Source organism: Companilactobacillus futsaii JCM 17355 (assembly GCF_001435505.1).
GTDB lineage: Bacteria > Bacillota > Bacilli > Lactobacillales > Lactobacillaceae > Companilactobacillus > Companilactobacillus futsaii.
On the sequence record NZ_AZDO01000015.1, the window covers coordinates 20524 to 45166 of the forward strand.

Sequence of the window (24643 nt, forward strand, 5' to 3'; positions counted from 1 at the left end):
ACTCCTTAGAAACGCTGAGTTTTGTACCATTTAGTATTATTTTTACCAGTGAATTTATCACGAATGATATCCCAAATTGCTACGACTGAAACAACGATAAATAGTTGCGCATAAGTAAAGTAAGATATCAACGTATACATAAAATTCTTAACGGTTTCTTGCCCGTAATCGCTAGCCAAGGCAATATTCATTTGTAATAAATATAAAAAGTACATTAAGAGCCAATTAATCATGAATAAAATAGACATTGGCGTTCCTATAGCAACAATTTGATGAACTTGTGGCCAAAATTGTTGAATTCCAGCGATGAGTATATTGGATAAAAAAATAAAATTAGAAATAATTATTGCCAAATTAAACCAAAAGAACGTACAGATATAATAAAACACTTCTAATTTTATACGCCATGATGTGTTATCGAACAAATGTTTTATATTATCCATAATCACTTCATAATTCCCTCGAGCCCAACGTTTACGTTGATTGTAATAAGCAGACAAAGTTTCTGGTTCTTGTTGAAAAGCTTCCGCACGGTGAGCCAAAGCAATCAATTTTCCTTCTCGCATCAAACTAAAAGAAATAGCTGTATCTTCTGTTAAAGCACCATCGTTCCACCCACCGAGATCTTGAACCATTTTTTTATTAATAATGAAATTAGTTCCCGGTATTCGTCCGATTTTAAATATCTGCCATAATCCGGTATGTTGAATCCGTTGAGTATTAACGATTTCCAAGTTGATACAACGGGTCAAAAAGTTTTGTTGGTAATTACGTGTTTTATTCCGTCCAAAAGCTGCCGCATAACGTGTCGGATTTTCCAAAACTTTTTCAACCAAAAAGTACAAAGCGTTTGCTTCTGGAGCTGCATCGGCGTCATAGACTACTAAATATTCACCAGTAGCGACTTTTAAGGCATCATTTAAAACACCTGCTTTGCCACCGGTACCAATACGTTCAATGACTCGAAAATTACAATCTTGGTATTGTTTCAAGGACATTAATTCCTGAACCTTTTGAGCAGTCTTATCTTCACAATTATCAGCATAAACTAACAATTCATAACGATCCTTGGGATAATTTAAATTCAAAATGGCTTTGACTGTATCTTGAATCACCAGTTCTTCATTATGAGCTGGTACAACTAACGTAACTTTGGGATAACGTTTTAAGGCTGGCAAATTATCAATATCAGTATGTTGCATATGTTTAAAAATAAAAACAATACCACCAAAAAGTGTCACGACCATCATGATCAATGATAGCCAAATTGTGATGATGGCAATCACATAAAAAGTTTTAATCATGATTTTTATCCTCCAAGTTAAAATGACGAATCGTTAATTTAAAAATTTTCCACCAACAAATTGCTAAAATAAATACAATAATTCCAAAAATCACTGTCATACCAAGACTAAATGAAAATAGCCAACCAAATTTTTCTAACATTTAACCATTTCCCCTTACATGTATTCTTTAACTATGTCGGTTTCTGCACTCCGTTCCAACTGAGCTAGTGTATCTTCAACACTACTGTTTTGAACTTTATCTTGCGTCGAATAACTCACCTGTCCCATTCGTAAAACTAGAGCATCACGAGCCAATCCAAATTTTTCTGCAATATCGTCGATATGACTCTTAATTTTTCTTTTCATAATAGGAGCATTATCAACTCCTAACATTGGAGATAAAATCACAAATCGACCGGTTCCAATGTAATACAAATGATCCACGGTAAATAACATATTGTTCAAATGATCTGAGGTTGCTTTTAATAAGTGATTGAATCTTTGGTTGCCTAAAAAATTAATGACATTTTCCAAAAAATCAATTTTAACCATCGTCAGAGTAAATCGATAATCTTTGTCATGATAATAAACTAGCTTCAATTCTTGAGCGATATCTTTATCCAGAGCATGCTTATTTAAAGCACCAGTAATAACGTCTACATCAGGTTTTTCTTTTTGAATCTGTTTGAATTCTTGAATCAAAGCCTTTCTTTTCAACAATTGATGATCTAACAAGTACATCAAATAGGTCATTAATGGCGTAATTGTCAATAAAGCAATTGCTGCCCAAAAATACATCGCTCTTGTATAAGGAATCATCAACATCAAGACACCGGCACTCATACTGACAAACGACAAAACACTACCCAAAATGATATAAGTCGTTCGGCCCAAAAATAGTCCCAAAATAAATACTAAAGAAACAATCAAAAAATTGACCCAAGAGCCATCAATAACACTTAAATAAAGCAAAGCATATTGATACACAAGAATCAAAAGCATTCCTGCAAAAATCATATTTTCTACCGATCTAAATTTCATTTATTCAACCTCAAACTAGAAATTTTATTTACTACCGTTTATATCTCTACAACTTGAGTATAGTTTGATTGATTTTTCGATACATTGATTTACTAGTTAAATTGACGATTAGTCTATTTAAGCGCAAAAAAAAGCTCCCAGAATAATCTGAGAACTTTTTTATTATTTCTGAATAATTATTTTGCTTTTGCAGCAGCTTCGTCAGCGTAAGCTTTGTTTCTCTTCTTCATTTGCTTTGCGTACCAGATGAAGATCAATAGGTATGCAACAAGTGCTAATGCAGCGTAAAGAACAAACTTGATTTCACCAGTTGAAGCGTTACCTACTAAGTAAGCCAAGAATTTTTCAATAGGACCTTCCATAGTTGAATGGGAAATCATTGTACCTGATGCAAGTCCCTTAGGGAATGCGCCAAGTTTCTTAGCTGTTTCAGTAACCATAGGAGCTGACAATGTACCGGCCCATAGGAACAATGGAAGTTCGATAGCACCGATAACGATCATACGAATAATCTTACCACGTGTAACAACTAGCAAGGCTGGTGTAACACCCATGGCGATGATACCACCTAAAGGCAAGATCTTGTTACCAGGTAGTACTAAAGCTTCAAGAAGCATGATAGGAGCCAAAACGTTAGCGGCAGCCCAGATTTCAGCACGTCCGGCGATAAATGGCCAGTCAAGTCCAACGTTCATTGTACGACCCTTAAGTTTCTTGTTAGCAAAGTCTGTAATACCTTGTGATAATGGTTCAACAGCGGCGATAAACCAAGCACCGATTTGTGAGAATAACTCCAAACAGAATGCAGCTGTAAATGATAGTGTAAAGATTTCCTTAACACCTTGGTGTGAAAGTAAACCGATAAAGATACCTAAATAAATACCAATGGCGAATTTACTTCCCCAGAATCCAATCTTCTTGTTCAATGCGGCAGCATCGAAGTCGTATTTATCAAGCCATGGGAAGACTTTATCAAAAATCTTATCAAAGACCATGATAATTGGGTTCATCATGTAGTTCATGTGTGTTGTAGTCATTGGGTTTGAAGCTGGAGCGTTTAATAGATCATTAAAAGTAGGTTTCATCAAATCTGAATTGATAATCTTCAAAACACCAATGAAAACAACTAGGATTGTAGTGATCAATAGGTTTGCACCAAAGAACATGGCTAACAATCCAACGAAAGCTAAGTGCCAAACATCGAAAATATCAACATCAAGAGTATTTGTCTTGTTCATAACAATCATAACGATATTAACGATAACTAATACAAGTAAGAAGAACAATGTGTATGGAGAACCCCAAGTAATAGTAGCAAGTGGGGCCCAGCCTAAGTCAGTAACTGATAGTTGAATACCAGTTGACTTAACAAAGGCGTTCAATGCGTCTTGGAATGCTGTAGTTAGCAAACCAATAACGGCACTGATGGCTGTAAGAGCGATGGCTAATTTAATACCACCCTCCAAAGCCTTAGAGAATTTAACTCTAAAGACCAAAGCGATAATTGTCAAAACGATTAACATCATTGGTGCGGCACCAAGGTCAATTAAAGGTTTGAAAATCGCGTTGGCGAAATCAATTATTCCTGACATATTTCTTTCCCCCTAGATAAGTCTTAAAAACTATGCTTTACCGCTGTCCTTAATGGCTTGTTCCACTTGGTCGTATACAGGTTTTGCCATAGCAGGCATTCTATATAGGATAGGACCAGCATCAACAACTGGGCAACTTGGTGTGAATCCAAGATCTGTGGCAGCGATTGGTGTGAACAAATCATAATCCTTCATCATATCTTCTGTGATGTCCTTAACCATTACGGCATCAGCTTGAACATCATAACCACGTTTGCTCATTTCTTCTTCCAAAGCATCTTTGATTTGGTGACTTGAGTTAACTCCAGCACCACAAGCAGCTAAAATTTTAAACATAACAACTATCTCCTTTTCTATTCGTTGCTCTTTGCGTATTGAGCAAATTTACGACTCAAGAAAGAATAAATCTCTTTTGGATCGTCACTCTTAAAGAATGGTACAAGCTCGTTTTCTGAAGTCCGAGCCATAAAGTCCATGATCTGTGCCAAAATGTTTGATTGGCCTTCTGGATCATTGTTTAAGATCATGAATAAAAACTTCACAGGAAATTCTTTCGATGGATCAATCATATTGTGGAAAGAAATTTCCTTATCTAACTTAATAGGAACAATCAATCTAGCTTTTACAAACTCACTTTCCGTATGTGGAATAGCAATGTTAGGTATCTTTGGAGATACAACTGACATATCAATTCCAGTCGGATAGTTTTGTTCGCGTTCCATTAAATTATTAATGAAGTCCTTAGTTACTAGATCCTTTTTTAACAAAGAATCAGCTATCTCACGAAACACATCCTCTTGTGTTGAAGCTTTTGAAATATAAACTTCATCTTCGCTAAATAGTTGATCAGTAGCTAATTCACTCATTAACACCATCACCTACCCGTTTTGTTTGTTTTTGTTTACAAGAACAATGGTAAACGCTCTCATAAAATATGTCAATACTTAATATCAAAATATAAACCTTTTATTAAGTTTTCCTATATATACCAACGAATCATTCATAATTCCTGTTTAATTAGCAAGGTAAATGCTTTCAAAATTTTAAATATTTATACTTGAAAAGGAATTGACAAGTGAACAACTAGATGCTAAATTATGTTTGTAACGAACAATAGTAAACAAAAAGAAGTGATCTTTTGTTAAAGAAAGAACGCTTTCTAAAGATACTATCGCAATTAGATAAGAACGATATTGTTACTGTTAATGATTTAACTACTTTATTGGATTGTTCTGATATGACCATTCGCAGGGATCTTGAAGAATTGTCAGAATCTGGCAAGTTGATCAGGATTCACGGAGGAGCACAAAAAATTAACGTTTCTCCATTGGAAGAAGCTTCTCACGTCGAGAAACGAGAAGTTCATATTAAGGAAAAACAAGAAATAGCTAAATTAGCAGCAAATGAAATCGATAATTTCGATACTATCTTTATCGGTCCAGGAACAACGCTTGAATTGATTGCTCAAAATATTAAAAATGTTAATTCTTTGAGAGTCGTGACACTCAGTATTCCTGTCTTTGAAAGCTTTAAAAATTCAGATCTTAATTGTGAACTGATTTTGGCTGGCGGTATTTATCGAAGTCGCTCAGGAACATTGATTGGTGCTTTAGCAAGTAATGCGGTGGGTGGATTGAAATTCGATAAGGCATTCGTAGGTGTCAATGGTATTCAAAACTCACAAATCATGACTGCCAATACCGAAGAAGGTCGAATTCAAAGCGTTGCTTTAAACAATTCCCAGAAAAAATATATCGTCGCTGATAAATACAAACTCAATAGAAATGATTTCTATACCTTCTATAGTTTGGACGATATTGATTATCTGGTTACTAACAAGAGCACTTCCAAAGAAACTATCGATTACTATCAACAGTATGTAAGACTTATAACCAACTAATAACGGAGGGATTATTTTATGAAAATCGCACTAGCTTCAGATAAAGCAGGATTTGAATTAAAGAACTACATCAAGGAATATCTTGAAAATGAAGGCAAAGGTTACGAAATCGTTGACCTATCAGAAGAACCAGCTGCAGATTTTGTTGATTCATCAGTTGAACTTTCACACGCCGTACTAGATGGCAAGACAGACCGTGGAATTATGTTTGATGAATACGGCACAGGTTCAGCTATGGCAAGTAACAAGATTCATGGCATGGTTACAGCTAACGTTACTGAAGAAAACACAGCTCACATGACAACAGAACATAACGGTGCTAAAGCTATTGCTATCGGTGCTGGAATTGTTGGTAAGAAACGTGCTGAATCAATTGTTGATGAATACTTAGGTGTTAACTACGCTGGTGGACGTCACCAAATCCGTTTGGACATGCTAGAAAAATTATATTAATAGGAGGGAATTAATTTATGATTATTGCATTAGGAAACGACCATATTGTTACAGATACTAAAATTAAAATTTCAGAAATGTTAAAGGCTATGGGCCACAAGGTTATTGATGTTGGTACATACGACCACACAAGAACTCACTACCCTATTTACGGACTACGTGTTGCTAACCTTGTTCGTGATGGCAAAGCTGATTATGGTGTTGTACTTTGTGGTACAGGTGTTGGTATCTCAACTGCTGCTGACAAGAACCAAGGAGTCCGTGCTGCTCTAGTTGCTGATACAACAGCTGCTAAGTATGCTAAGGAACACTTGAATGCTAATGTTATCAGTTTCGGTGGCGCCGTTGTTGGTGAACACTTGGCTGAAGAAATCGTTAAGACATTCCTTGCTGCTGACTACTTAGGCGAAGATGACGACCTAGTTAAGAAGATCGATGCTGTTGAAGCAAAAGATAATCCAGAACAACACGACAACCCTCACTTCTACGATCACGAAATGAAGCTATGGGACGAAGGATTCTACCACGATTAAAATCAGAGAGTGGAAAGCAACGCTTAGATTTTGAGCATTTGCCTAGCTATAAGAATTGGCTGCGGAACTTGTACTTGCAGACGATTCTTATAGCGTAGCAAAGCGCAGAAATCTGTTGCTTGTAACTCGTTTTGATAGAGAGTGGAACAAGCCTGGGAACTTTCGAGGATTTGCCTAGCTATGGGAATTGACCGCGGTATTTGCACTTGCGGGCGATTTTCATAGCGTAGCAAACCGGAAAAAGTTGGCTTGTGTAACTCGTTTTGATAGAGAGTGGAAAGCAACGCTTAGATTCAAATAAAACATGAGCTACCATTGTGTAACTCATCAACCGGGCTATATGAAATAAAAGTTAGCCTTGCGTCATGCACTGAACTGAAATGGTACAGTGCTTAACGCAGGGCTAACTTGAGAGGTTTGTTTCGTAGAACCCATTTTTAATGGCCGAAACCAGACTAATTAAAAGTAAACAAAGGAGTCCGCACAATGAGTAATTCGGTTTTAACAATCACCATGAACCCTTCAGTTGATATTTCTTATCCACTAGAACATCTTAATATTGATACCGTCAATCGTGTAAAAGATGTTTCCAAGACAGCTGGTGGTAAGGGATTAAACGTTACTAGGGTTTTGAGACAATTAGGCGTTTGTGTAACAGCATCAGGTATCATCGGTGGAACGATTGGTCAGTTCATTACTAATCAATTGGATGAGAATGACATCGATCATGCTTTTATGAAAATCAGTCAAGAATCTCGTAATTGTATCGCTATCTTACACGACAATGGCAATCAAACAGAAATTCTTGAAGCCGGTCCTATCCTTTCAAAAGACGATGAAAATGCTTTTCTAGAGCATTTCAACGATCAAGTTGGTAGCTTTGGATTGGTAACAATTTCTGGTAGTTTACCACAAGGGCTTTCAACAAGTCTTTATTCTAAAATGGTTCAAGTCGCTGCTAAACATGATGTCCCAGTAATTTTAGACAGTTCAAATGAGGCTTTGCGTCTAGCTCTAGAAAGCGCTGACAAACCATTTATGATCAAACCTAATCAAGATGAAATCGCTCAATTAATTGGCAAAGAAGTCACTGATTTGAACGACTTGAAAGACAAACTAGCAACCGAAGAAATTTTTCAAGGAATTCCTTGGGTTGTAGTATCACTCGGATCACAGGGCGCATTCGTTAAATACCAAAATAACTTCTTCAAAGTAAATATTCCAAAAATTCACGCCGTTAACCCTGTTGGTTCTGGTGACTCTACTGTAGCTGGTTTAGCTGCAGGTTTAGTCAAGAATGAAACACCAGAAGACATCATGAAAAGAGCTATGACAGTCGGAATCCTAAATACTTTACAGGAAAAGACTGGAAATATTGACATTAGCCAATATAAAGATTATTTTGAAAAGGTAGACATAGTTAAGTACTAATGTTTAATTTATTATTCGGAGGAATGAATGTATATGACAACACCAAGTAAGTACGCAGCACTAGAAAAAATGTCTGACAAGAACGGAGTTATTGCAGCTCTTGCTATTGACCAACGTGGCTCATTAAAGAAAATGTTAGCCGCAGCCGCAAATAAGCCCGCTAACGAAGAAGATATCGTTGAATTCAAGAAAGCTATTTCAAGTGAATTGACACCTTATGCTTCTGCTATCCTATTGGACCCAGAATATGGTCTTCCAGCTTCAAAAGTTAGAGCCGACGGTTCAGGTCTATTAGTTTCATATGAAAAGACAGGTTATGACGCAACGGAACCTGGTAGATTACCAGATTTGATTTCTGTATGGTCAGTACGTCGTTTGAAGGAAGCTGGAGCTGACTCAATCAAGTTCTTGCTATACATCGACCCAGACGAAGATAAATCAATCCTCGATCAAAAGGAAGCCTTTGTAGAAAGAGTTGGTGACGAATGTGTTGCCGAAGATATTCCTTTGTTCGTTGAATTAGTTACATATGACGACTCAATCGGTGACGTTAAGAGTGCCGAATATGCTAAGGTAAAGCCTCATAAGGTTATCGAAGCTATGAAAGAATTCTCAAAGCCTAAGTATCACATTGATGTTTTGAAGGTTGAAGTTCCTATTAACCTTGACTACGTTGAAGGATTTAACGGCGACAACCCTGTTGTTTACACAAAGGATGAAGCTATCAAGTACTTCAAGGAACAAAGTGATGCTACTAAATTGCCATACATCTTCTTGAGTGCCGGTGTTTCTGCACAAGCCTTCAGAGATGAACTACACCTAGCTAAAGATGCTGATGCTAAGTTCAATGGTGTTCTATGTGGCCGTGCTACATGGAAAGGCGCTATCGAACCATTCGCTAAAGACGGTGAAGAAGCTGGTAAGAAGTGGATGAACGATCAAGGTAAGAAGAACATCGAAGAACTAAACAAGGTTCTTGCTGAAACTGCAACTTCATGGAAAGACAAGGTTTCAAAAGACTAATATTTAGTTTTTAGAACTAATTGATTCGAATAAACTGGGTTTTCTTGGGCGAAGGTCTGAGATTATCCAGTTTTTCGTTTATTTTGCAATTTTATACATTTATTTATATTGGGGGAAAAATAATGGTACCAGCTAATTTTGAGCTAGCTAGAAATGCTATTACATCAATGGTATTGGTCCTTTTAATAGTAGTTTATATCATTTATATGATTTCAAAAGTTTCACATCGTAATGAAGAAAAGATTTGGACTAGCGACACGATTGCTTTAACCTTCATCGCTATCTACTGTATCTATTTGACATTTACGAACTTTTTCAAATTACCAGAAAATCTGAGTTATATTAACGCTATTGTCACATTCATCTTTATGTTGGCAGTAATCGTCTTTATCATTAGTTCAATCATTAAAAAAATCAAACTTAAATTCAGTAAAAAATAAACTGACAAACATCCATTTGGACAATAGTTAATCAACTATGTCTGAATGGATGTTTTGATTCCAAATTACATTCTGTATAACCTAGCCGTCTTCATGAAGTGAAAAAAATCCTTGATGCTATTCTAAACTAATAAGGAACATTAAGGAGTATGACATTATGAGTAAAGTTATCGTCATTACTGGCGCTTCGAATGGTATTGGAGAAGGTAGTGCCAAATTACTAGCAAAACAAGGAAATTTGGTCGTCTTAGGAGCTCGGCGTGAAAAACGTTTGGAAGAAATTACTCAAGTTATCAAAAAAGACGGTGGACAAGCAATTGCCTTTGCTGTCAATGTACCTGCCGATACTGCAATAAACGAGCTCGTAATGCGCCCTACTTCTCAACAATAATCGTGAAGAAAGTGATTTATGAATGAAAATTTCTGAAGTAAGTAAAGTTGTAGGATTATCAGTTGCTACCATTCGTTATTATTCAGGCTTAGGGTTGATTCCTTCAGAAAAAAGAGATTTAGCTGGTGAGCGAATTTTTGATGATGAAGCTGTCGTTTGGCTACAAGGAATCAAATTTCAACGTGATCTCGGCATCCCTCTTTCTGAAATCAAAAAATATATTGCACTTTGCCAGCAAACTGGCCCCGCTGCCGTGAAACGTCGTTATAAAATGCTACTTAAACAACGTGAAAAGGCTAAAAGTGACTTCTTAGATTCAGTCGAACGAATGGATATTATCGATTCAAAAATTAAACGTGAAGAAGAAATTATGAAAGGAAAAAGATCTGACAGTTTAAGTGCAGCCAGACGTTTTTCCCAATAAAAAACCGCAACCAAATTGATTGCGGTTTTTGTTATCCAATTTGACTAGTTCCATCATTGTAATTCAAAGTAACACCTTCTTGGACATTGAAAATATAAACATTAAAGTGAACAGCATTATCGCCAATAGACTGTGCTTCCATCTGTACCCCTCTTGGTAGTAGTTCATTGCCACGAAAAACTGGTGTAACGCGATATCTAATGTAATGTGAACTACTTTGTTTCAAATAATAAGCAATATCCATTTCGTGAGCTAACATTTCGGGACTGTTCAATGAACGAGTTCCTGTCATTAGATTTTTAGGGTTATTATTTTGACCAGTTAATTGATAGCCAATTAAGTGACTCCGATTGTACAACCAACCACCACTGATCCGCTTATTGTGCCAGCCTGTTGGATTCCAATGGAGCGGTTCACGTTTAGCAGAAGGCATCAAAGATACGTTTAGCAAAGCATTAGCTGCTGTAACTCGATTCAAATTATCCAAGTCACCATACTTTTGCCATGCCCCATTAGTGGTACTCAAATCAGATTGTGAAAAGTTAGGATTATTATTATTGACGATGATTTCTTGACTGCCGTTGTAATCAAGATTTGCTAAATTTGTATTATTGGCTTGTTGACCTGTCTGATTAGAATGTTCATCAATAAATTGTTGATCTGAAGCAATTTGCTTTTGAAGTTTAGTGATTGATTTCTTTAGCTTCTTATTCTTAGTAACTAATTTCTTAGTTCGTTTATGATAAGTCTGACTGCTGACAACTTCGGATTTGCCCTCTACTTCAGTTTGTTGACCAGCATAGGCAACACTTGGAATCATCAGTAAGATCATCAGAATTTTAACTAATTTTTTCATCATCTCAAGGCCCTCCGATATCCTGCATTAATGGCATCTTGTTCAGTGTCAAAATAAACCGCATTTTTAGAGTTCATTCGATAACCACTTTGACCTGGAACGTGATAAATATGTGAATTAACATTACCGACTATTTTCCCCGAATCAGAAGTATTCATATCCGTGTTTGATTGTGATTGGTTTTGTTGAGTTGACTGTGATGAAGTATTTGTTTGAGATTGTTCTTTTTGTTGCTGCTCTTGTTGTTCTTGAGCTTTTTTCTCATCACTTTGAATCTGTTCTCTTTGTGATGCCAAAGTGTCAGCCTGCTGCTGAAGTTTTTTCTTCTTGGCCAACAAAGCAACATTTTCTTTTTTAGCGATGCTGTATTTCGACTTATCAGCTTTAGTAGCTTTTTTAACTGATTCAGTCTTGGCTGCTGTATCAGAAGAATTCGATGTTGAATCATCTTCAGAACAACCAGAAACTACTAGTAAACATAGCAAAATACTCAATAAAGCAATAAACTTCTTGCTTGTTGTTTTGGACTGATCCATCTCCTTATCCCCCTTTTATTAAATATTCTTAGTTTATGTTACGAGAATTTTTTCGTCGACTCAAGGGGAATTGTATTCGATTACAAAAAAAGCGCTCAAATCTTCTCGATTTAAGCGCTAATCACTTTATTTCAAACTCTTCATAACATAATCACCCAAAGTCCGAACACGTTTTAAATCGTCTTCATCTGGATCTTGGTCAATCTTCACGGAGTCAGCAACTTGTTCGCCATTACTGGAATTTAGTTGCATCGTGAAATAATCTACCGCACGGCCAAAGTGAATGTGTCCTTTAGAACTTGATCCTAACACGGCAAACTTAGTTCTTTCCAAGTCAACGTCTGCCAAATCTTCATAAAAATCTTGAGCTTCTTCTGGTACTTCACCGTCATTATAAGTGTATGTATCGACAATCACGGCATCATAATTAGAAATCTCATATGCATCAGTGTCGATCATTTGTTATAAGGTCACGTCCGCATTATTTTTTTCTAAATAGTCAGTCAAATACTTGGCTAATTTTTCATTGCGACCAGTCATACTAGTATAAGTTATCAAAATGTTCATCATTTACCTACCATCTAACGCTAATACGTTCTTTTTGATGTTTGGCATTAACGATTTCATCAACCATGGCTAAAGCAAAATCTGCATAACTAATCTCACTGTTGCCATTTTTATCAAAGGTCAATTCTTCGCCAGCCAAAACATATTCGTCGGTCTTTGGTCCTTTGGCATCGAAACTAGCAGCGGGACTAATGAAGGTCCAGTTGATGTCACTTTCACGCAAAACATCTAATGACTTACCCATTTCTTCACTCAAGGGTTTAACACTTTCTGGAAAATCAGCTTCTTGATAAAGTTGTTTTATATGATCTTTATTTACGTACAATGAACCAGCTCCACCAACGACTAATAATCTAGTATTCGTACCTTCCAAAACTTCAATCAAATGTTTAGTTGCTGGAACGTATTGATCCACGTTAGGCCCGAAAAATCCTAAAACATCTACCAACACATCAAAGTCTTTGACATCATCTTTTTTCAAACTATAAACGTCACGGACTAAAAATTTATCCGTTTTAGCCTTCTTTTCATCACGCACAATTGAGGTTACATCTATTCCACGGTTCAAAGCTTCCTCAACGATCAAAGAACCTTCTTTACCATTAGCTCCAATAACTGCTATTTTCATATTAATTACCTCCAAATTCTTTCGACAAGATTACTTTACACAACTCTAAGCAAAATCACTAAAGATAAGTCTCTTTTATAGTAAACTTGTTGTGCTAGGAGGCGGAATTAATGGCATATCAAATTTATTTAGTAAGACACGGTAGAACTTGGTACAACGAATATGAAAAGATGCAAGGTTGGTCTGATACTCCTTTGACGACTGATGGGGTCGCAGTTGCTCAAAAAGCTGCTGAATCGCTCAAAAATGTCGACTTTGCAGCAGCTTTGACGTCCGATATGAAACGTGCAGTCGATACTACTCGCATTATTACTAGAAGAAATAAAAATCATTTGGTACCACAAGAATTATCCGAATTCAGAGAACAGTTCTATGGCTATTTTGAGGGTCGCAGTATTGATGAATCTTGGTTTGCCATTGGTAAGCCACATCACGCTAGAGGATTCGCAGATATCGTTAATAAATATGGCTTCGATGCCACAATGGACTTCGTTAAAGAAGCTGATCCACTTCACGATGCCGAAAATTCACAAGAATATTGGAGCCGAATCGAACGTGGTTTCAAAAAAGTTGACCAAATTGCCAAAGACGGCGATAAAATCCTTTTAGTTACTCACAGTATTACTATTTTAGGTTTTGCTATTCGCTACAAGACTAAAGATATTATCCTAAATGACATCCCCGCTAATGCCAGTTTAACTTTACTAGAACGTGACCCAACTACAGATACTAACAAAATCACTAAGTACAACCAGTCTCTAATCAAATAATGTAGTAAGATTAAGTTACACATTACCAGGAGGATACTTTTTAATGGCAAAATACCAAATTTACTTAGTTCGTCACGGACGTACTTGGTTTAATCGTTACAACAAAATGCAAGGTTGGTCAGATACTCCCCTTGCTCCCGAGGGAATTGAAGTGGCTAAACAAGCTGCTCATGCACTAAAAGATGTCGATTTTGCGGCCGCATTTTCATCCGATGCTAGACGTGCTATCGATACTTGTAAGTTGATCGTTGATGAAAATATCAACCACGATAAAATCACACCGCAAAAAATGATGGAATTTCGTGAAGAATTTTATGGATATTACGAAGGTATGAATTCACCCGAGGCTTGGTTCATGGTTGGTCAACCTCACGGCGCCAGTTCCTTTGCAGAAATTATCGCTAAATACGGCATGGATGCTACTAAAGACTTCATGAAAGAAGCTGATCCTTTCCACGAAGCTGAAAACGCTGAAGAATATTGGAGTCGTGTCGACAAAGGTTTTGAAAAATTAGACCAAATCGCTAAAGATGGCGACAAGATTCTTTTAGTTTCCCATGGAACAACGATTCGTTCAATCACTGACCGTTATAACGATGGTTCCTTTGATGTAACGGTTAGTCCTAGAAACTCTAGTTTAACAATGTTAACTCGTGATAACGGTGAAAATCACGTCACTAGCTATAATCAAATGCTCAAGTAAAAGAATATTTGACAAAACAATTTTATTAATATATTCTCAGGTCATCAATTACTAGGAGGTCCCAAACATGATTTTAATCAATGCTCAAAACTTATGTTGTTGCGGTTCGCATTCTATGCGTGCCGTCTGTTTGAGTATTTAAAAATCACAACGGACTAGTAATAAAACGCGTAGGGTGCAGATCATTTATTGATTTGCACCCTTTTTTTACGCTCAAAAACAAAGGAGAATTCATTATGAAATTCAATACAAAATTAATTCACGGTGGCATTAGCGAAGATCAAGAAACTGGTGCCGTCTCAATTCCAATCTATCGCTCATCCACTTTCCATCAACATCAACTAGGAGCTCAACCTAAATGGGAATATGCTCGTACTGGCAATCCTACTCGAAACGCTTTGGAAGCACTAATTGCCGATATCGAAAATGGTAAAGCTGGTTTTGCCTTTAGCTCTGGTTCAGCTGCTATTCATGCAGTCTTCTCGCTCTTTTCCAGTGGTGATCACATTATCATCGGTAATGATGTTTACGGCGGTACTTTTAGATTAGTTAACAAAGTTCTCAAGCGCTTCGGCTTAGAATTTACTGTTGTTGATACTAGAAACCTTGTAGCTGTTGAGAATGCCATTCAAGACAATACCAAAGCAATTTACTTCGAAACACCTACTAATCCACTTTTGAAAATCACTGATATCGAAGCTGTAGCTAAAATTGCTAAAAAGCACGACTTAAAGACTATCGTAGACAATACCTTTGCCACGCCTTACAATCAAAATCCCTTAACTCTCGGTGTCGATATCGTTGTTCACAGTGCTACTAAATACCTTGGTGGTCACAGTGACGTTGTCGCCGGTTTAGCTGTTACGAATGATGATGAAATTGCTGAAGAATTAGCATTCTTGCAAAATTCGATTGGTAGTGTCTTGGGACCTGATGACAGTTGGCTCTTGATGCGTGGAATCAAAACACTCGGTGTCAGAATGCGTGTCCATCATGAAAATGCTACAGCGGTCTACGACTACTTAACTAATAACGATAAAGTGGTCAAAGTCTATTATCCTGGCAATCCAAATTCAACTGGCTATGACATTGCTAAGAAACAAATGAATGGCTTTGGTGCAATGATCTCCTTTGAATTACAACCTGGCTTAGATGCTAAGAAATTTGTCGAGAGTTTAAAATTGATTGACCTTGCTGAAAGTCTCGGTGGCATCGAAAGTTTGATTGAAGTACCTGCTGTGATGACCCACGCTGCCATCCCTCGAGAAATCCGCCTTCAAAATGGTATTACTGACGAATTGATTCGCTTATCAGTTGGTTTGGAAGATGAAACTGATCTATTGGACGACTTGAAGCAAGCATTTGCCCGAATATAAAAAAAATGCCATCCTTTTGACAGGATGAACAGTCTTAATTATTTTAGTGACTCAATGGACCAACGAGTAACATGATCGCAAAACAAAGCAATCCGATTGCCGTTACATAATTGTTCCAAATCATTCTGGCTCCAAAGGACACTGGTTGACCAGTACCATGCTTCATAATCGTCTTTTTATAATTATGAGCACTTCTAAATTGATACAAAGATAATAGGATAAATATAACTGAGAAAACATGTTGTGCAGTAAAAATACTAGACATCTTGGTCACCTCACCATATTCATTTATTAATTTTATTATATCTCCTAATTGGTATCTAGACGAAAAAACATCCTCAATGAGGGTGTTTTTCTTCTTTAATGATTATTATTTATCATCTTTCTTTTCGTCATCTTTTTTATTCAAGTTTTCCATAACGAAGTCCAAAGCTTTCTTAGAATCACGTGTTAAGGCAATGTATTGTTGACCTTTTGTAGCAACTAATTGAATACCTAAACGATCAGTATCAGCTTTTAAATCATCGTAATACGTTCTAACTTGTGGAGCTAAGACAACTAAATCATAATTTGGAAGAATATCGTGGTGAGAACCATAAGCTCCGGCACTGGCTACAATAGGAACATTATATTCTTCAGCACCATCCATTAAAGCATTAGCTAATTGTTCACTAGTACCACCACCGGCACAAAGAACTAAAACTTTAACTTGTTTATCGAGTTTCTTTGCTTCTGGATCAGATGTTTCTTCTGTTGTAGCTGTTTCTGGTGTTGTTGAAACTGTTGCAGCTGTAGCTGCTCCTGCAGTAGCACCGGCAAGTTCAACACCGTCTGTAGCAGCTTCTTGTGCATCAACTTCGGCTTCTTGTTTAACAAGAGAAGCATCGTAAGCCTTACAGAATGGCAAATAAATCAAAGTATCTAACGCTAATAATACAACAACCAACAATAGTGAAACCAATTGCATATTAGTATTTAGGAATATTCCAATAGGTCCTGGCAAAGCCCATGACAATACATACATAAATCCACGCATGTGCAATAGATCGATAAACATTTTACCAACAACAACATTAACAATTGGTGATAGAACAAATGGTATGAAGAAATAAGGATTCAATATGATTGGGGCACCGAACAATAGAGGCTCGTTAACAGCAAACATTACTGGAACAACTGAAGCCTTACCAATAGCCTTTAATTGTTTTGATTTCATTAAAAGAATAAAGATAAATGGAACAACGAATGTAGCACCAGTACCACCAAGTTCACCAACGAAATTACCAAAATTTTCTGTTAGTGAGTGATATGGGAAGTGTCCCGCCTTAAACAAAGCCAAATTTGCAGTTGTATTACCATACAAAGCAGCGGTAATAGCAGGTTTTACAACTGAAGGTCCGTGGATACCCATGAACCAGAATAGAGGAATAAGGAACCAAATAATTGCCATTCCCCAATAGCTTTCAGCACCTTTGAATAATGGTGAGATCAAAGTAGTAAGCATTTCTCCAAAAGGAACGTTTAACCAGAAACGAATTAGTGCATCAATAAGACCCATAGCAATAACTGAGAATGAGAATGGGAAAATATCACGGAAGTTTTGAGCAATAGCACCAGGAACTTCTTTAGGCATCTTAATAGTGATATCTCTTTCAACACAGAACTTATAAATAGCTACAGTAGAAAATGCAGCAACAAAAGCTGATAATAGTCCTTTAGTACCAAAGTAGTCGCCAATATAAGCTCCACTCTTAGTAGTACCGATAGCTAAAAGCATGAATCCACACATTGAAGCCATCATTGTAGAAGTAGAGTTGATGAAACGTCCACCTTTAATATGTTGATTTTTAGAACCAGTCAAAGCCTTAGCAGTAGTACCTGCAACATACAAACCAACAAATCCCATTGTGTAATTATAAATCTTATTACACCAATCGTTTATACCGGCAGGAATATGAATTCCAACCAATGGCAAAACGGAAGTAATCAAAATAAAAATACTTGAGAACAAGATAATTGGCATAGCTGCCAAGAATCCATCCTTGATAGCCATCAAATAAATATTCTTCGAAATTTTATCAAAGAATTTTTGATGAGCCTCCAATTTATCAATAATAAATTGCATTATTACACCCCTTTTTTATTCCTATAACCAAAAATTTCATAAAAAAATGACCGCAATTGGCCAAGGTACGACAAAGTACCAAGCACCAACTGCGGTCATGCCTAATTTAATAGTAACAATCCACAACTAGAAGCTATTTCATTGTGTCAGCGAGTGCCTTGTACCACAAAGCACTCTTCTTGATGTAACGTTTTTGTGTTGCAAAATCTACAAAGAACAAACCATAACGCTTGTTGTATCCATTAGCCCATGAGAATTGATCTTGAAGCGACCAGACGAAGTAACCGTTTACATTAACTCCTTCACTACGAGCTTTCAAAATTGCTTCCATGTGTTGATCGACGAAATCAATACGTTTGTCGTCATTGATAATCGTGTCATCAGTCACATTTTCTGGCAATTCCTCTTTTAGTCCTAAACCATTTTCAGTAATGAAGATTTCTTTACTGTTTGGATATTCAGAACTTACTCGTTTCAAAATGTCATACAAGCCTTCTGGATAGATGTTCCAATCCCAATCAGTTGTTGGGATATTAGGGTTTTTAACTGCTTGACCAACTCCTTTGAATTTAAATGATGAGGTACCCTTCTCACCAGTACCATTGAAATGATTAGTACTTTCACCGTCATATGCAGCGAAGAATGATGGTTGATAATAGTTCAAACCAAAGTAATCATTTCGTGTTGAAGCTTTCTTCAAGATATCCATATCGCCATCTTGGATGTCCAATTTGGCATCGTTAGCGTCAAGAATTTCATTGATAAGTTTCATTGTCTTATCAGTGTATTCGCCTTTGAATGTCCCATCGAGCAAGAAGGCATTCATAAAGGCATCACTAAGGTCAGCTGCGTGCTGATTTTCCGGTGTATTTGGATATGGATAAACTGGTTGAAGTACGTGAATCAAACCAATCTTGCCCTTGTAACCACCATCTTTGAACAAATTGACTACTTTAGCATGTGCTAGTAGTTCATTGTGCTCAGCTTGAATAGCACTAGTTACATCGAACTTGTGGCTTGGTGGGAAGTTCCCTTGAATATATTGTGAATATGCTAGAGAAATCAATTCATTGATCGTAAACCAATGAGTAACTTCTGGGAATTCATCGAAACAGAATTTTGCATAATCAACGAAATGATCAATATTCTTGCGGTTCAACCAGTCGCCATCATCAAATAATGTCTTTGGAGAATCAAAATGATGTAGCGATACATATGGTTCAATGCCTTTATTTAAGCATTCCTTAAACAATCTGTGGTAGTAATCAACTCCGGCTTGAACTGGTTCTCCATAGCCTTTGGGGAAGATTCTTGTCCAAGCAATTGAAACACGGATAGCATTCAAACCGTATTTCTTAGATAGACGAATATCTTCAGGATATAAATGATAAAAGTCACTGGCTGGATCTGGAGCGAAACGACCTTGAGCTTTCAAATAGTCATCCCACATCGTTTTACCTTTGCCGTCGACCTTTGTAGCACCCTCTACTTGATATGCGGCAGTAGCGCCACCCCAAACGAAGTCTTTGGGCAATTTTTTCACACGATTTAATTCAATACTCAAACCCTTACCTCCTCTATTTCATATTCAAATTACGTTCGATCTTGTCGATACGTTTGTACTCATCAATGAAGAACTTGACCTCATCCATCAACATCATCGTTGTCATCAAAGTATCTTGTCCGTGAACCATGATGAAGGTAACATCCATATCTTCACCACCAGCTTCTTTACTCAAAAGCTTAGTCTGTTCATTGTGGGCATCAACGATTGATTGATTAGCTTCATCGACACAAGCTTCAGCCTTGTCAAATTCACCTTTCTGAGCATGTTGCAATGCCTCGATCAAACTAGTTTTAGCATCACCAGCATAAGCAACGATGGAAAAACCAGTCATTGATATTTCTTCTTTAGTAGCCATAAGAGAAACCTCCCTGAATTTTTTATTTTTCTTGTATAATTCTTTGGATATGAATTAAAAAGTAGAGCAATTCATTGTCATTCAAGATAATATCCAATCTTCTTTGAATCTTGTCACAAATTTCACTGGCAATCTTATAAGACTTTGGATATAACTTTCGAAAGTCTGACTCGATATCTTGGTTAAGAATTCTTTTGTCTTGTTCGTGCGTCTGAATCCTTGCAACCAAATATTGAAGATGAATCATCAGACGGTCAAAATAATTCTGATTAGTGATATTTCTGGTAATTCCGTATTCTTTAAAAACTGACTTAACAATTTTATTAACGTTATCACCAAAATCAGCTTGTTCTACTTTCTCCTTTTCCTCAGAGTTTTCACTCCCATGAGCATTGATAAAATGTAGCGCAATTGCTTGGGCCGCATCTTTTGGAAAACGAACATTCAAATCATGATTGATCATCTCAACAGCTTTGTCCGCAATCTCATACTCAGTAGGATATTTGTCACGTATGTCAGGTGCGGTACTCTTTTGATACTTTCCTGCCATGATGTGCTTGTAAGTTTGTGCAATGTGGTCTGTTAACGTTACGTAGATGTAATCCATGACTGGGTAATGGTAAGTTTGCTTTGCCATTTCAATGATTGAAAAGCTTGTCATCGTGATATCGATCGGTACGTCCTTGAGCAAGGTACCAAAACGATGCTTTGCTTCTTTCGTGTTCAAATAAAAGATCCGTTCAACTCTAGTTGGCGAAATATCATCTCCATGACGTTTTTGAAAGCCAACACCTTTGCCTTGAACAATTGCTTGATCAGAATTATCCACATCTACAAGAACTGTATTATTGTTATAAACTCGATTCACTACTAACAATGCCATCCATTCATCCCCCCTCTTTTCGAAAAAAAAAGACCATGATCCCCACCTAAATAAAATGAGGTTCATGGTCATGCCTAATTTAATAGTAACAATCCACGTGTTATTTAACTTACGACGTTAGTATAACTTCTATTGCCAATTTTGTAAACGTTTTAATTATAAAAATTGTTAAAAAATTTCATAATTCAATTATTACCGGTCTATTTTTCAAATAAAATTTCAATTGTTCTAGTCCATTAATTATATGTAAGGAATTGATTTTTTTCAGAAGCCAAGATTAAAATACAATTAATTTAATAAAAAAGTTTTTTCTCTTGAGATTAAGCGCTTAATTAGTTGTCTGACAACCAGTTTAAACATTTACATTTTTTGTAATATTAAATTTATTCTAATTATTACTACCAGTTTTATGAAAAATGCTTTAAACTATTATTAAGCTCGTATTTGAAAGGAGTTCTTTAACGTATGTCGAAATCTACACAAGCTATCGAATCTAAAGCATTTTATATTAACCCTAATCGATCAGTTGCCGTTGTTAATTACAATGAGGAATATGTCCAAGATCTTGTTCAATTGGTCAACAGCCAAGGTTTCCACAACTTAGTTGACTTATATCTAGAAGAAAGCCAACTAGCTGTGACAAATAAAGTCGAAGGCCTAGCTGCTGATACCTACATTAATATTCTCAAGGCTATCTTGGTCGACGATAAACCTGCATATGAAAAGTATGGCAATGAACAAATCTTGAAGAGTATTGAAGATTTCTATTCATATTACCGTTCATATTTTAGAGTTTCTCTAATCAACAAACATGACAGTGCTATTGTCAAAAGTAATTTCATGAATATCGATAACCGTTTCAATGAAGTCGTTATTAGTTTATATCGCGCTATTGAAGAAAAACTTCAAGGCTTCTCTAACCGTACTTATCGCCAAATCAATGCAGGTACTAATGCCTGTGTACTAACTCAATCAATCAAATGGGACACTCCTAAAAAGTATCAATCACTTGAAAGTATCCGTTTCTTGGACACGATCATGTTACGTCCACCAATGATGATGCACACTAAGAGTAACAAACGTGAAGGTGTCTTCAGTGCCGTTCCAACTAACCCTATCGAAAAATTCGACGGTACTCAAAAAGACTGGTATTGTTTCCCTGCTAAAATTGGTGAAAGCTTAGCCTTCATTTACTTCCACCGAGATTACTTTGTCAGTGGTATCGCCTTGGCTAACTTGTTTGAAGTTGCTGATAAGGAAAGCATCGAAGGTAAGAAACCGGATGAAATCATCCTCTTTGGCCTCAAAGAAACAGAAGGCGGCGTCAGCCACTACTATCACGATGAAGAAAATGATATCTGGGTCGGTGAAGTTCCTTATAACGATAAGACAACTTACTTCGGCTACATGAAGAAAATGTGCTTAACAGTTCACAATTTACATATGATTTATGAAAACCGCCTTCCAATCCACGGTTCAATGGTTAATATCAGTTTCTCAAATGGTAAGACTAAATCAGTTGTCTTCTTTGGTGATTCTGGTGCCGGAAAGTCTGAATCAATTGAAGCCTTGCAAGAAGTTGCCGATGACAAGATCATCAATATAGAAACTATCTTCGATGATATGGGTAGTTTTGCTTTCGATGATGAAGGAAACATTTACGCTCAAGGTACAGAAACTGGTGCCTTCGTTCGTTTGGATGATTTGAGTAGTTCCGTTGCCTTCAACAATATGGATCGTGGTATCTACTTGAATCCAGAATTGAAGAATGCTCGTGTTATCTTGCCTGCTAATACTTACAAGCGCGTCATCGAACATCATTCAATCGATATGTGGGTTTATGCTAACAACTACGATTCAGAAATCGGTTTGCATCAATTCCCTAATGAAGAAGAAGCCAAAGCAACATTCATCGCCGGTAAGCGTAAAGCTCTAGGTACAACTGATGAAGTTGGTATGACTACTACTTTCTTCGCTAACCCATTTGGACCTGTTCAAGAAGAAGAAAAGACTCGTCCAGTTATCGATAAAGTATTCAATAAATTATACAAAGATAATGTTTATGTTGGTGAAATTTATACTCACTTGGGTTATGACAAATCTAAGGATAGTTTGAATGAATCAGCTAAAGAATTGTTGTCAGAATTAATGAACAATTAGTAATAAAAAAACGTTACTCCTAATCGAGTAGCGTTTTTATTTGTATTTACGGTTAATTTGATTAGTCAATTTAGTTAATTCTTGTGCCAATTGTGTATCCGAATTTCTAACTGTAGGATTATTCAATTGGTATTTTTTTGTACCTGGTTTTCTAATCCAGAAATTATACTTAGCACCGTCCATTGCAAAAGAATTCTTAATAGTGAAACCACTTTGCTTCAAAGCTGAATTGTATTCTAAAGGCTCATCCAAATGTATTGGCATCAATCCAGTTATAATTTCTGAACCGATACTAGGTAGCGGAAATTCATCGTGTTTGATCAACATCTTATGATCGAAATCTTTTGGCTTGCTCATATTGGCATACCAACGGTCAAACGATACTACCCCGCCATTTAGAGCTACAAAGTAGTCCTTATTTTGAAGAGTTTTATCACCACTAAGGACTTTATCAATGTGAATAGTTGCTTTCGTATAAGCCATATTCTTAGGACTTTGCATCTTTTCTAAATTGACAACAGTTCCTTTAATTAAGGCTTGATTGTGATTTTTCAACTGATTCAAAGTCGTCCCTACGTATGTCGATTCATCCTTTAGTCCGTCACTTTCAATCACATCAGCATCCGCAATTTCTTTTTTCCAAGCTTGTTTATTTTTTTCTAATAATTGAGCTTGTTTCGATTGTCTGGATTGGTCCTCTTGCATTGACTTCATACTACACGCAGATAACGGTAGTATAACGCCTAATGCCACCAAAATAAGTAATATTTTTTTCATCGGTCATCCCCTCGTCTCAATTATCGCATGTCTGAGATAACCGTTGTACCTCAATTATTTCATATTAATAATTAGTCTTTTCATGAAAAAAGTATCAAATACTAACTATGTGATATCTAAAATCTAAACTATTTAAAAATTTCTTCAAATCATCCATTCCAATAAACATCGTTTTGGTATTATCATTTGGATGAAAGGTCAACGGAATATCACTAACAATATCTTTTTCAAAATAAACTTGGACATCTTTTTGAGTATTATTCAATAAACCAAAAATGGAAACAAACCCAGGTTTCAAGCCTAATTTTTCCATTAAGAGATTTTCAGATGCGAACTTCAGATGCTTTTCCCCGATAATTTCTGCGAATTCCTTCATATTTAGTCTTTTATCGTCGCCCATAAAGACTAAATAGTAGCGCCGTTTCTTATTATCAGTCAAAAAAAGCGACTTAGTCCGAATACCGACCTTACCTTCAATATACTTATCAGCCTCTTCAGTCGTATAAACCGCTGGATGTTCTACCATATCATAAGAGATATTTAACTCATCTAATTTTGCTTTCACTTTTTCATAAGGTGTCATATTTTGCCTTCTTGTAGTCATTTACTTTTATTCTAACAAAGGTCATTGCTAGATGGCGGCATTTGCAATTAATTCCACATAAACAAAAAATAACATCCATTTAGATTTTTGGTCATAAGAAACAGACTCATTATATCTGAATGGATGCTATTAATTTTTCTGAAGTTACTTATATAAAGATAGAAATCACTATCTAGTCCGGAATAGCAAAGAAAATTGGTTCAGTAGTGAAATTATTCTTAG

Annotated in this window: 28 protein-coding genes and 1 pseudogene; 12 read left to right on the forward strand and 17 right to left on the reverse strand. The window is 36.4% G+C overall.

Annotated features, from left to right (window positions below; translation table 11 throughout):
* Positions 1-5: 5 nt before the first annotated feature.
* The 6 genes from FC88_RS02035 to FC88_RS02055 form a co-directional block, all read right to left on the reverse strand.
* A complete protein-coding gene (locus FC88_RS02035) occupies positions 6-1304 on the reverse strand; it encodes a glycosyltransferase family 2 protein (RefSeq protein WP_057812274.1) in 1299 nt (432 codons plus the stop codon).
* On the reverse strand, positions 1297-1446 hold the full coding sequence (locus FC88_RS12750) for a hypothetical protein (protein ID WP_157060407.1): 150 nt from the start codon (positions 1444-1446) through the stop codon (positions 1297-1299). Before FC88_RS12750 ends, FC88_RS02035 begins: the two co-directional genes overlap by 8 nt.
* A gap of 14 nt (positions 1447-1460) precedes the next feature.
* The gene (locus FC88_RS02040) at positions 1461-2327 is read right to left on the reverse strand and encodes a diguanylate cyclase domain-containing protein (protein ID WP_057812276.1); all 867 of its coding nucleotides are present in this window, start codon (positions 2325-2327) and stop codon (positions 1461-1463) included.
* Positions 2328-2503: 176 nt separating this feature from the next.
* The gene (locus tag FC88_RS02045) at positions 2504-3919 is read right to left on the reverse strand and encodes a PTS galactitol transporter subunit IIC (RefSeq protein ID WP_057812278.1); all 1416 of its coding nucleotides are present in this window, start codon (positions 3917-3919) and stop codon (positions 2504-2506) included.
* 30 nt (positions 3920-3949) lie between these two features.
* Positions 3950-4255: a PTS sugar transporter subunit IIB gene (locus tag FC88_RS02050; protein WP_057812280.1), complete on the reverse strand. Its 306-nt coding sequence runs from the start codon at positions 4253-4255 to the stop codon at positions 3950-3952.
* A gap of 17 nt (positions 4256-4272) precedes the next feature.
* Positions 4273-4785 (reverse strand): PTS sugar transporter subunit IIA, encoded by a 513-nt coding sequence (locus FC88_RS02055; RefSeq protein ID WP_057812282.1) that lies wholly within the window; start codon positions 4783-4785, stop codon positions 4273-4275.
* A gap of 272 nt (positions 4786-5057) precedes the next feature.
* Between FC88_RS02055 and FC88_RS02060 the strand changes: the two genes are divergently transcribed.
* From FC88_RS02060 to FC88_RS02095, 8 genes and pseudogenes are all read left to right on the forward strand, one after another.
* Positions 5058-5819, forward strand: coding sequence for a DeoR/GlpR family DNA-binding transcription regulator (locus FC88_RS02060; RefSeq protein WP_057812284.1), 762 nt, complete (start codon positions 5058-5060; stop codon positions 5817-5819).
* An 18-nt stretch (positions 5820-5837) separates the two neighbouring features.
* Complete coding sequence (gene lacA / locus FC88_RS02065) at positions 5838-6272, forward strand: galactose-6-phosphate isomerase subunit LacA (protein ID WP_057812286.1); 435 nt, start codon at positions 5838-5840, stop codon at positions 6270-6272.
* A 17-nt stretch (positions 6273-6289) separates the two neighbouring features.
* Positions 6290-6805: a galactose-6-phosphate isomerase subunit LacB gene (lacB, locus tag FC88_RS02070; RefSeq protein WP_010018936.1), complete on the forward strand. Its 516-nt coding sequence runs from the start codon at positions 6290-6292 to the stop codon at positions 6803-6805.
* Between the two features lie 486 nt (positions 6806-7291).
* Positions 7292-8236 (forward strand): hexose kinase, encoded by a 945-nt coding sequence (locus FC88_RS02075; protein WP_057812288.1) that lies wholly within the window; start codon positions 7292-7294, stop codon positions 8234-8236.
* A gap of 27 nt (positions 8237-8263) precedes the next feature.
* Positions 8264-9259: a tagatose-bisphosphate aldolase gene (gene lacD, locus FC88_RS02080; RefSeq protein WP_057812290.1), complete on the forward strand. Its 996-nt coding sequence runs from the start codon at positions 8264-8266 to the stop codon at positions 9257-9259.
* 122 nt (positions 9260-9381) lie between these two features.
* Positions 9382-9699, forward strand: a complete 318-nt coding sequence (locus tag FC88_RS02085) for a hypothetical protein (RefSeq protein WP_057812291.1) — start codon at positions 9382-9384, stop codon at positions 9697-9699.
* 157 nt (positions 9700-9856) lie between these two features.
* Positions 9857-10016 (forward strand): annotated as a pseudogene (locus FC88_RS02090) (SDR family NAD(P)-dependent oxidoreductase); the annotation flags it as partial.
* A 96-nt stretch (positions 10017-10112) separates the two neighbouring features.
* Complete coding sequence (locus FC88_RS02095; RefSeq protein ID WP_057812295.1) at positions 10113-10514, forward strand: MerR family transcriptional regulator; 402 nt, start codon at positions 10113-10115, stop codon at positions 10512-10514.
* 31 nt (positions 10515-10545) lie between these two features.
* Here FC88_RS02095 and FC88_RS02100 read toward each other — a convergent pair whose 3' ends face one another.
* From FC88_RS02100 to FC88_RS02115, 4 genes are all read right to left on the reverse strand, one after another.
* A complete protein-coding gene (locus FC88_RS02100) occupies positions 10546-11373 on the reverse strand; it encodes a DNA/RNA non-specific endonuclease (protein ID WP_057812297.1) in 828 nt (275 codons plus the stop codon).
* A complete protein-coding gene (locus FC88_RS02105; protein WP_057812299.1) occupies positions 11370-11906 on the reverse strand; it encodes a sunset domain-containing protein in 537 nt (178 codons plus the stop codon). The genes FC88_RS02100 and FC88_RS02105 overlap by 4 nt, the downstream gene beginning before the upstream one ends.
* Before the next feature lie 126 nt (positions 11907-12032).
* Positions 12033-12365 (reverse strand): flavodoxin domain-containing protein, encoded by a 333-nt coding sequence (locus FC88_RS02110; RefSeq protein WP_235526890.1) that lies wholly within the window; start codon positions 12363-12365, stop codon positions 12033-12035.
* A gap of 115 nt (positions 12366-12480) precedes the next feature.
* Positions 12481-13101, reverse strand: coding sequence for an NAD(P)-dependent oxidoreductase (locus tag FC88_RS02115; RefSeq protein ID WP_057812301.1), 621 nt, complete (start codon positions 13099-13101; stop codon positions 12481-12483).
* A 110-nt stretch (positions 13102-13211) separates the two neighbouring features.
* On the opposite strand from FC88_RS02115, the gene FC88_RS02120 reads away from it, so the two are divergent.
* From FC88_RS02120 to FC88_RS02130, 3 genes are all read left to right on the forward strand, one after another.
* On the forward strand, positions 13212-13871 hold the full coding sequence (locus FC88_RS02120) for a histidine phosphatase family protein (RefSeq protein WP_057812303.1): 660 nt from the start codon (positions 13212-13214) through the stop codon (positions 13869-13871).
* A 43-nt stretch (positions 13872-13914) separates the two neighbouring features.
* Positions 13915-14574: a histidine phosphatase family protein gene (locus tag FC88_RS02125; protein WP_057812305.1), complete on the forward strand. Its 660-nt coding sequence runs from the start codon at positions 13915-13917 to the stop codon at positions 14572-14574.
* Between the two features lie 236 nt (positions 14575-14810).
* Complete coding sequence (locus FC88_RS02130; RefSeq protein ID WP_057812307.1) at positions 14811-15950, forward strand: trans-sulfuration enzyme family protein; 1140 nt, start codon at positions 14811-14813, stop codon at positions 15948-15950.
* 43 nt (positions 15951-15993) lie between these two features.
* Here FC88_RS02130 and FC88_RS02135 read toward each other — a convergent pair whose 3' ends face one another.
* From FC88_RS02135 to FC88_RS02155, 5 genes are all read right to left on the reverse strand, one after another.
* Positions 15994-16215 (reverse strand): hypothetical protein, encoded by a 222-nt coding sequence (locus FC88_RS02135; protein WP_057812309.1) that lies wholly within the window; start codon positions 16213-16215, stop codon positions 15994-15996.
* A 105-nt stretch (positions 16216-16320) separates the two neighbouring features.
* The gene (locus FC88_RS02140) at positions 16321-18075 is read right to left on the reverse strand and encodes a PTS lactose transporter subunit IIBC (protein WP_057812311.1); all 1755 of its coding nucleotides are present in this window, start codon (positions 18073-18075) and stop codon (positions 16321-16323) included.
* A gap of 133 nt (positions 18076-18208) precedes the next feature.
* Complete coding sequence (gene lacG / locus FC88_RS02145) at positions 18209-19639, reverse strand: 6-phospho-beta-galactosidase (RefSeq protein ID WP_057812313.1); 1431 nt, start codon at positions 19637-19639, stop codon at positions 18209-18211.
* Positions 19640-19652: 13 nt separating this feature from the next.
* Positions 19653-19997 (reverse strand): PTS lactose/cellobiose transporter subunit IIA, encoded by a 345-nt coding sequence (locus tag FC88_RS02150; RefSeq protein ID WP_010018965.1) that lies wholly within the window; start codon positions 19995-19997, stop codon positions 19653-19655.
* 22 nt (positions 19998-20019) lie between these two features.
* Positions 20020-20880, reverse strand: a complete 861-nt coding sequence (locus tag FC88_RS02155; protein ID WP_057812316.1) for a PRD domain-containing protein — start codon at positions 20878-20880, stop codon at positions 20020-20022.
* A 465-nt stretch (positions 20881-21345) separates the two neighbouring features.
* Here FC88_RS02155 and FC88_RS02160 point away from each other — a divergent pair, with 465 nt between their 5' ends.
* Positions 21346-23040, forward strand: coding sequence for a phosphoenolpyruvate carboxykinase (ATP) (locus FC88_RS02160; protein WP_057812319.1), 1695 nt, complete (start codon positions 21346-21348; stop codon positions 23038-23040).
* A gap of 36 nt (positions 23041-23076) precedes the next feature.
* On the opposite strand, the gene FC88_RS02165 is transcribed toward FC88_RS02160, so the two are convergent.
* Positions 23077-23817, reverse strand: coding sequence for a hypothetical protein (locus FC88_RS02165; RefSeq protein ID WP_057812323.1), 741 nt, complete (start codon positions 23815-23817; stop codon positions 23077-23079).
* Positions 23818-23911: 94 nt separating this feature from the next.
* Positions 23912-24400: a prolyl-tRNA synthetase associated domain-containing protein gene (locus tag FC88_RS02170; RefSeq protein ID WP_057812325.1), complete on the reverse strand. Its 489-nt coding sequence runs from the start codon at positions 24398-24400 to the stop codon at positions 23912-23914.
* Between the last annotated feature and the right edge of the window lie 243 nt (positions 24401-24643).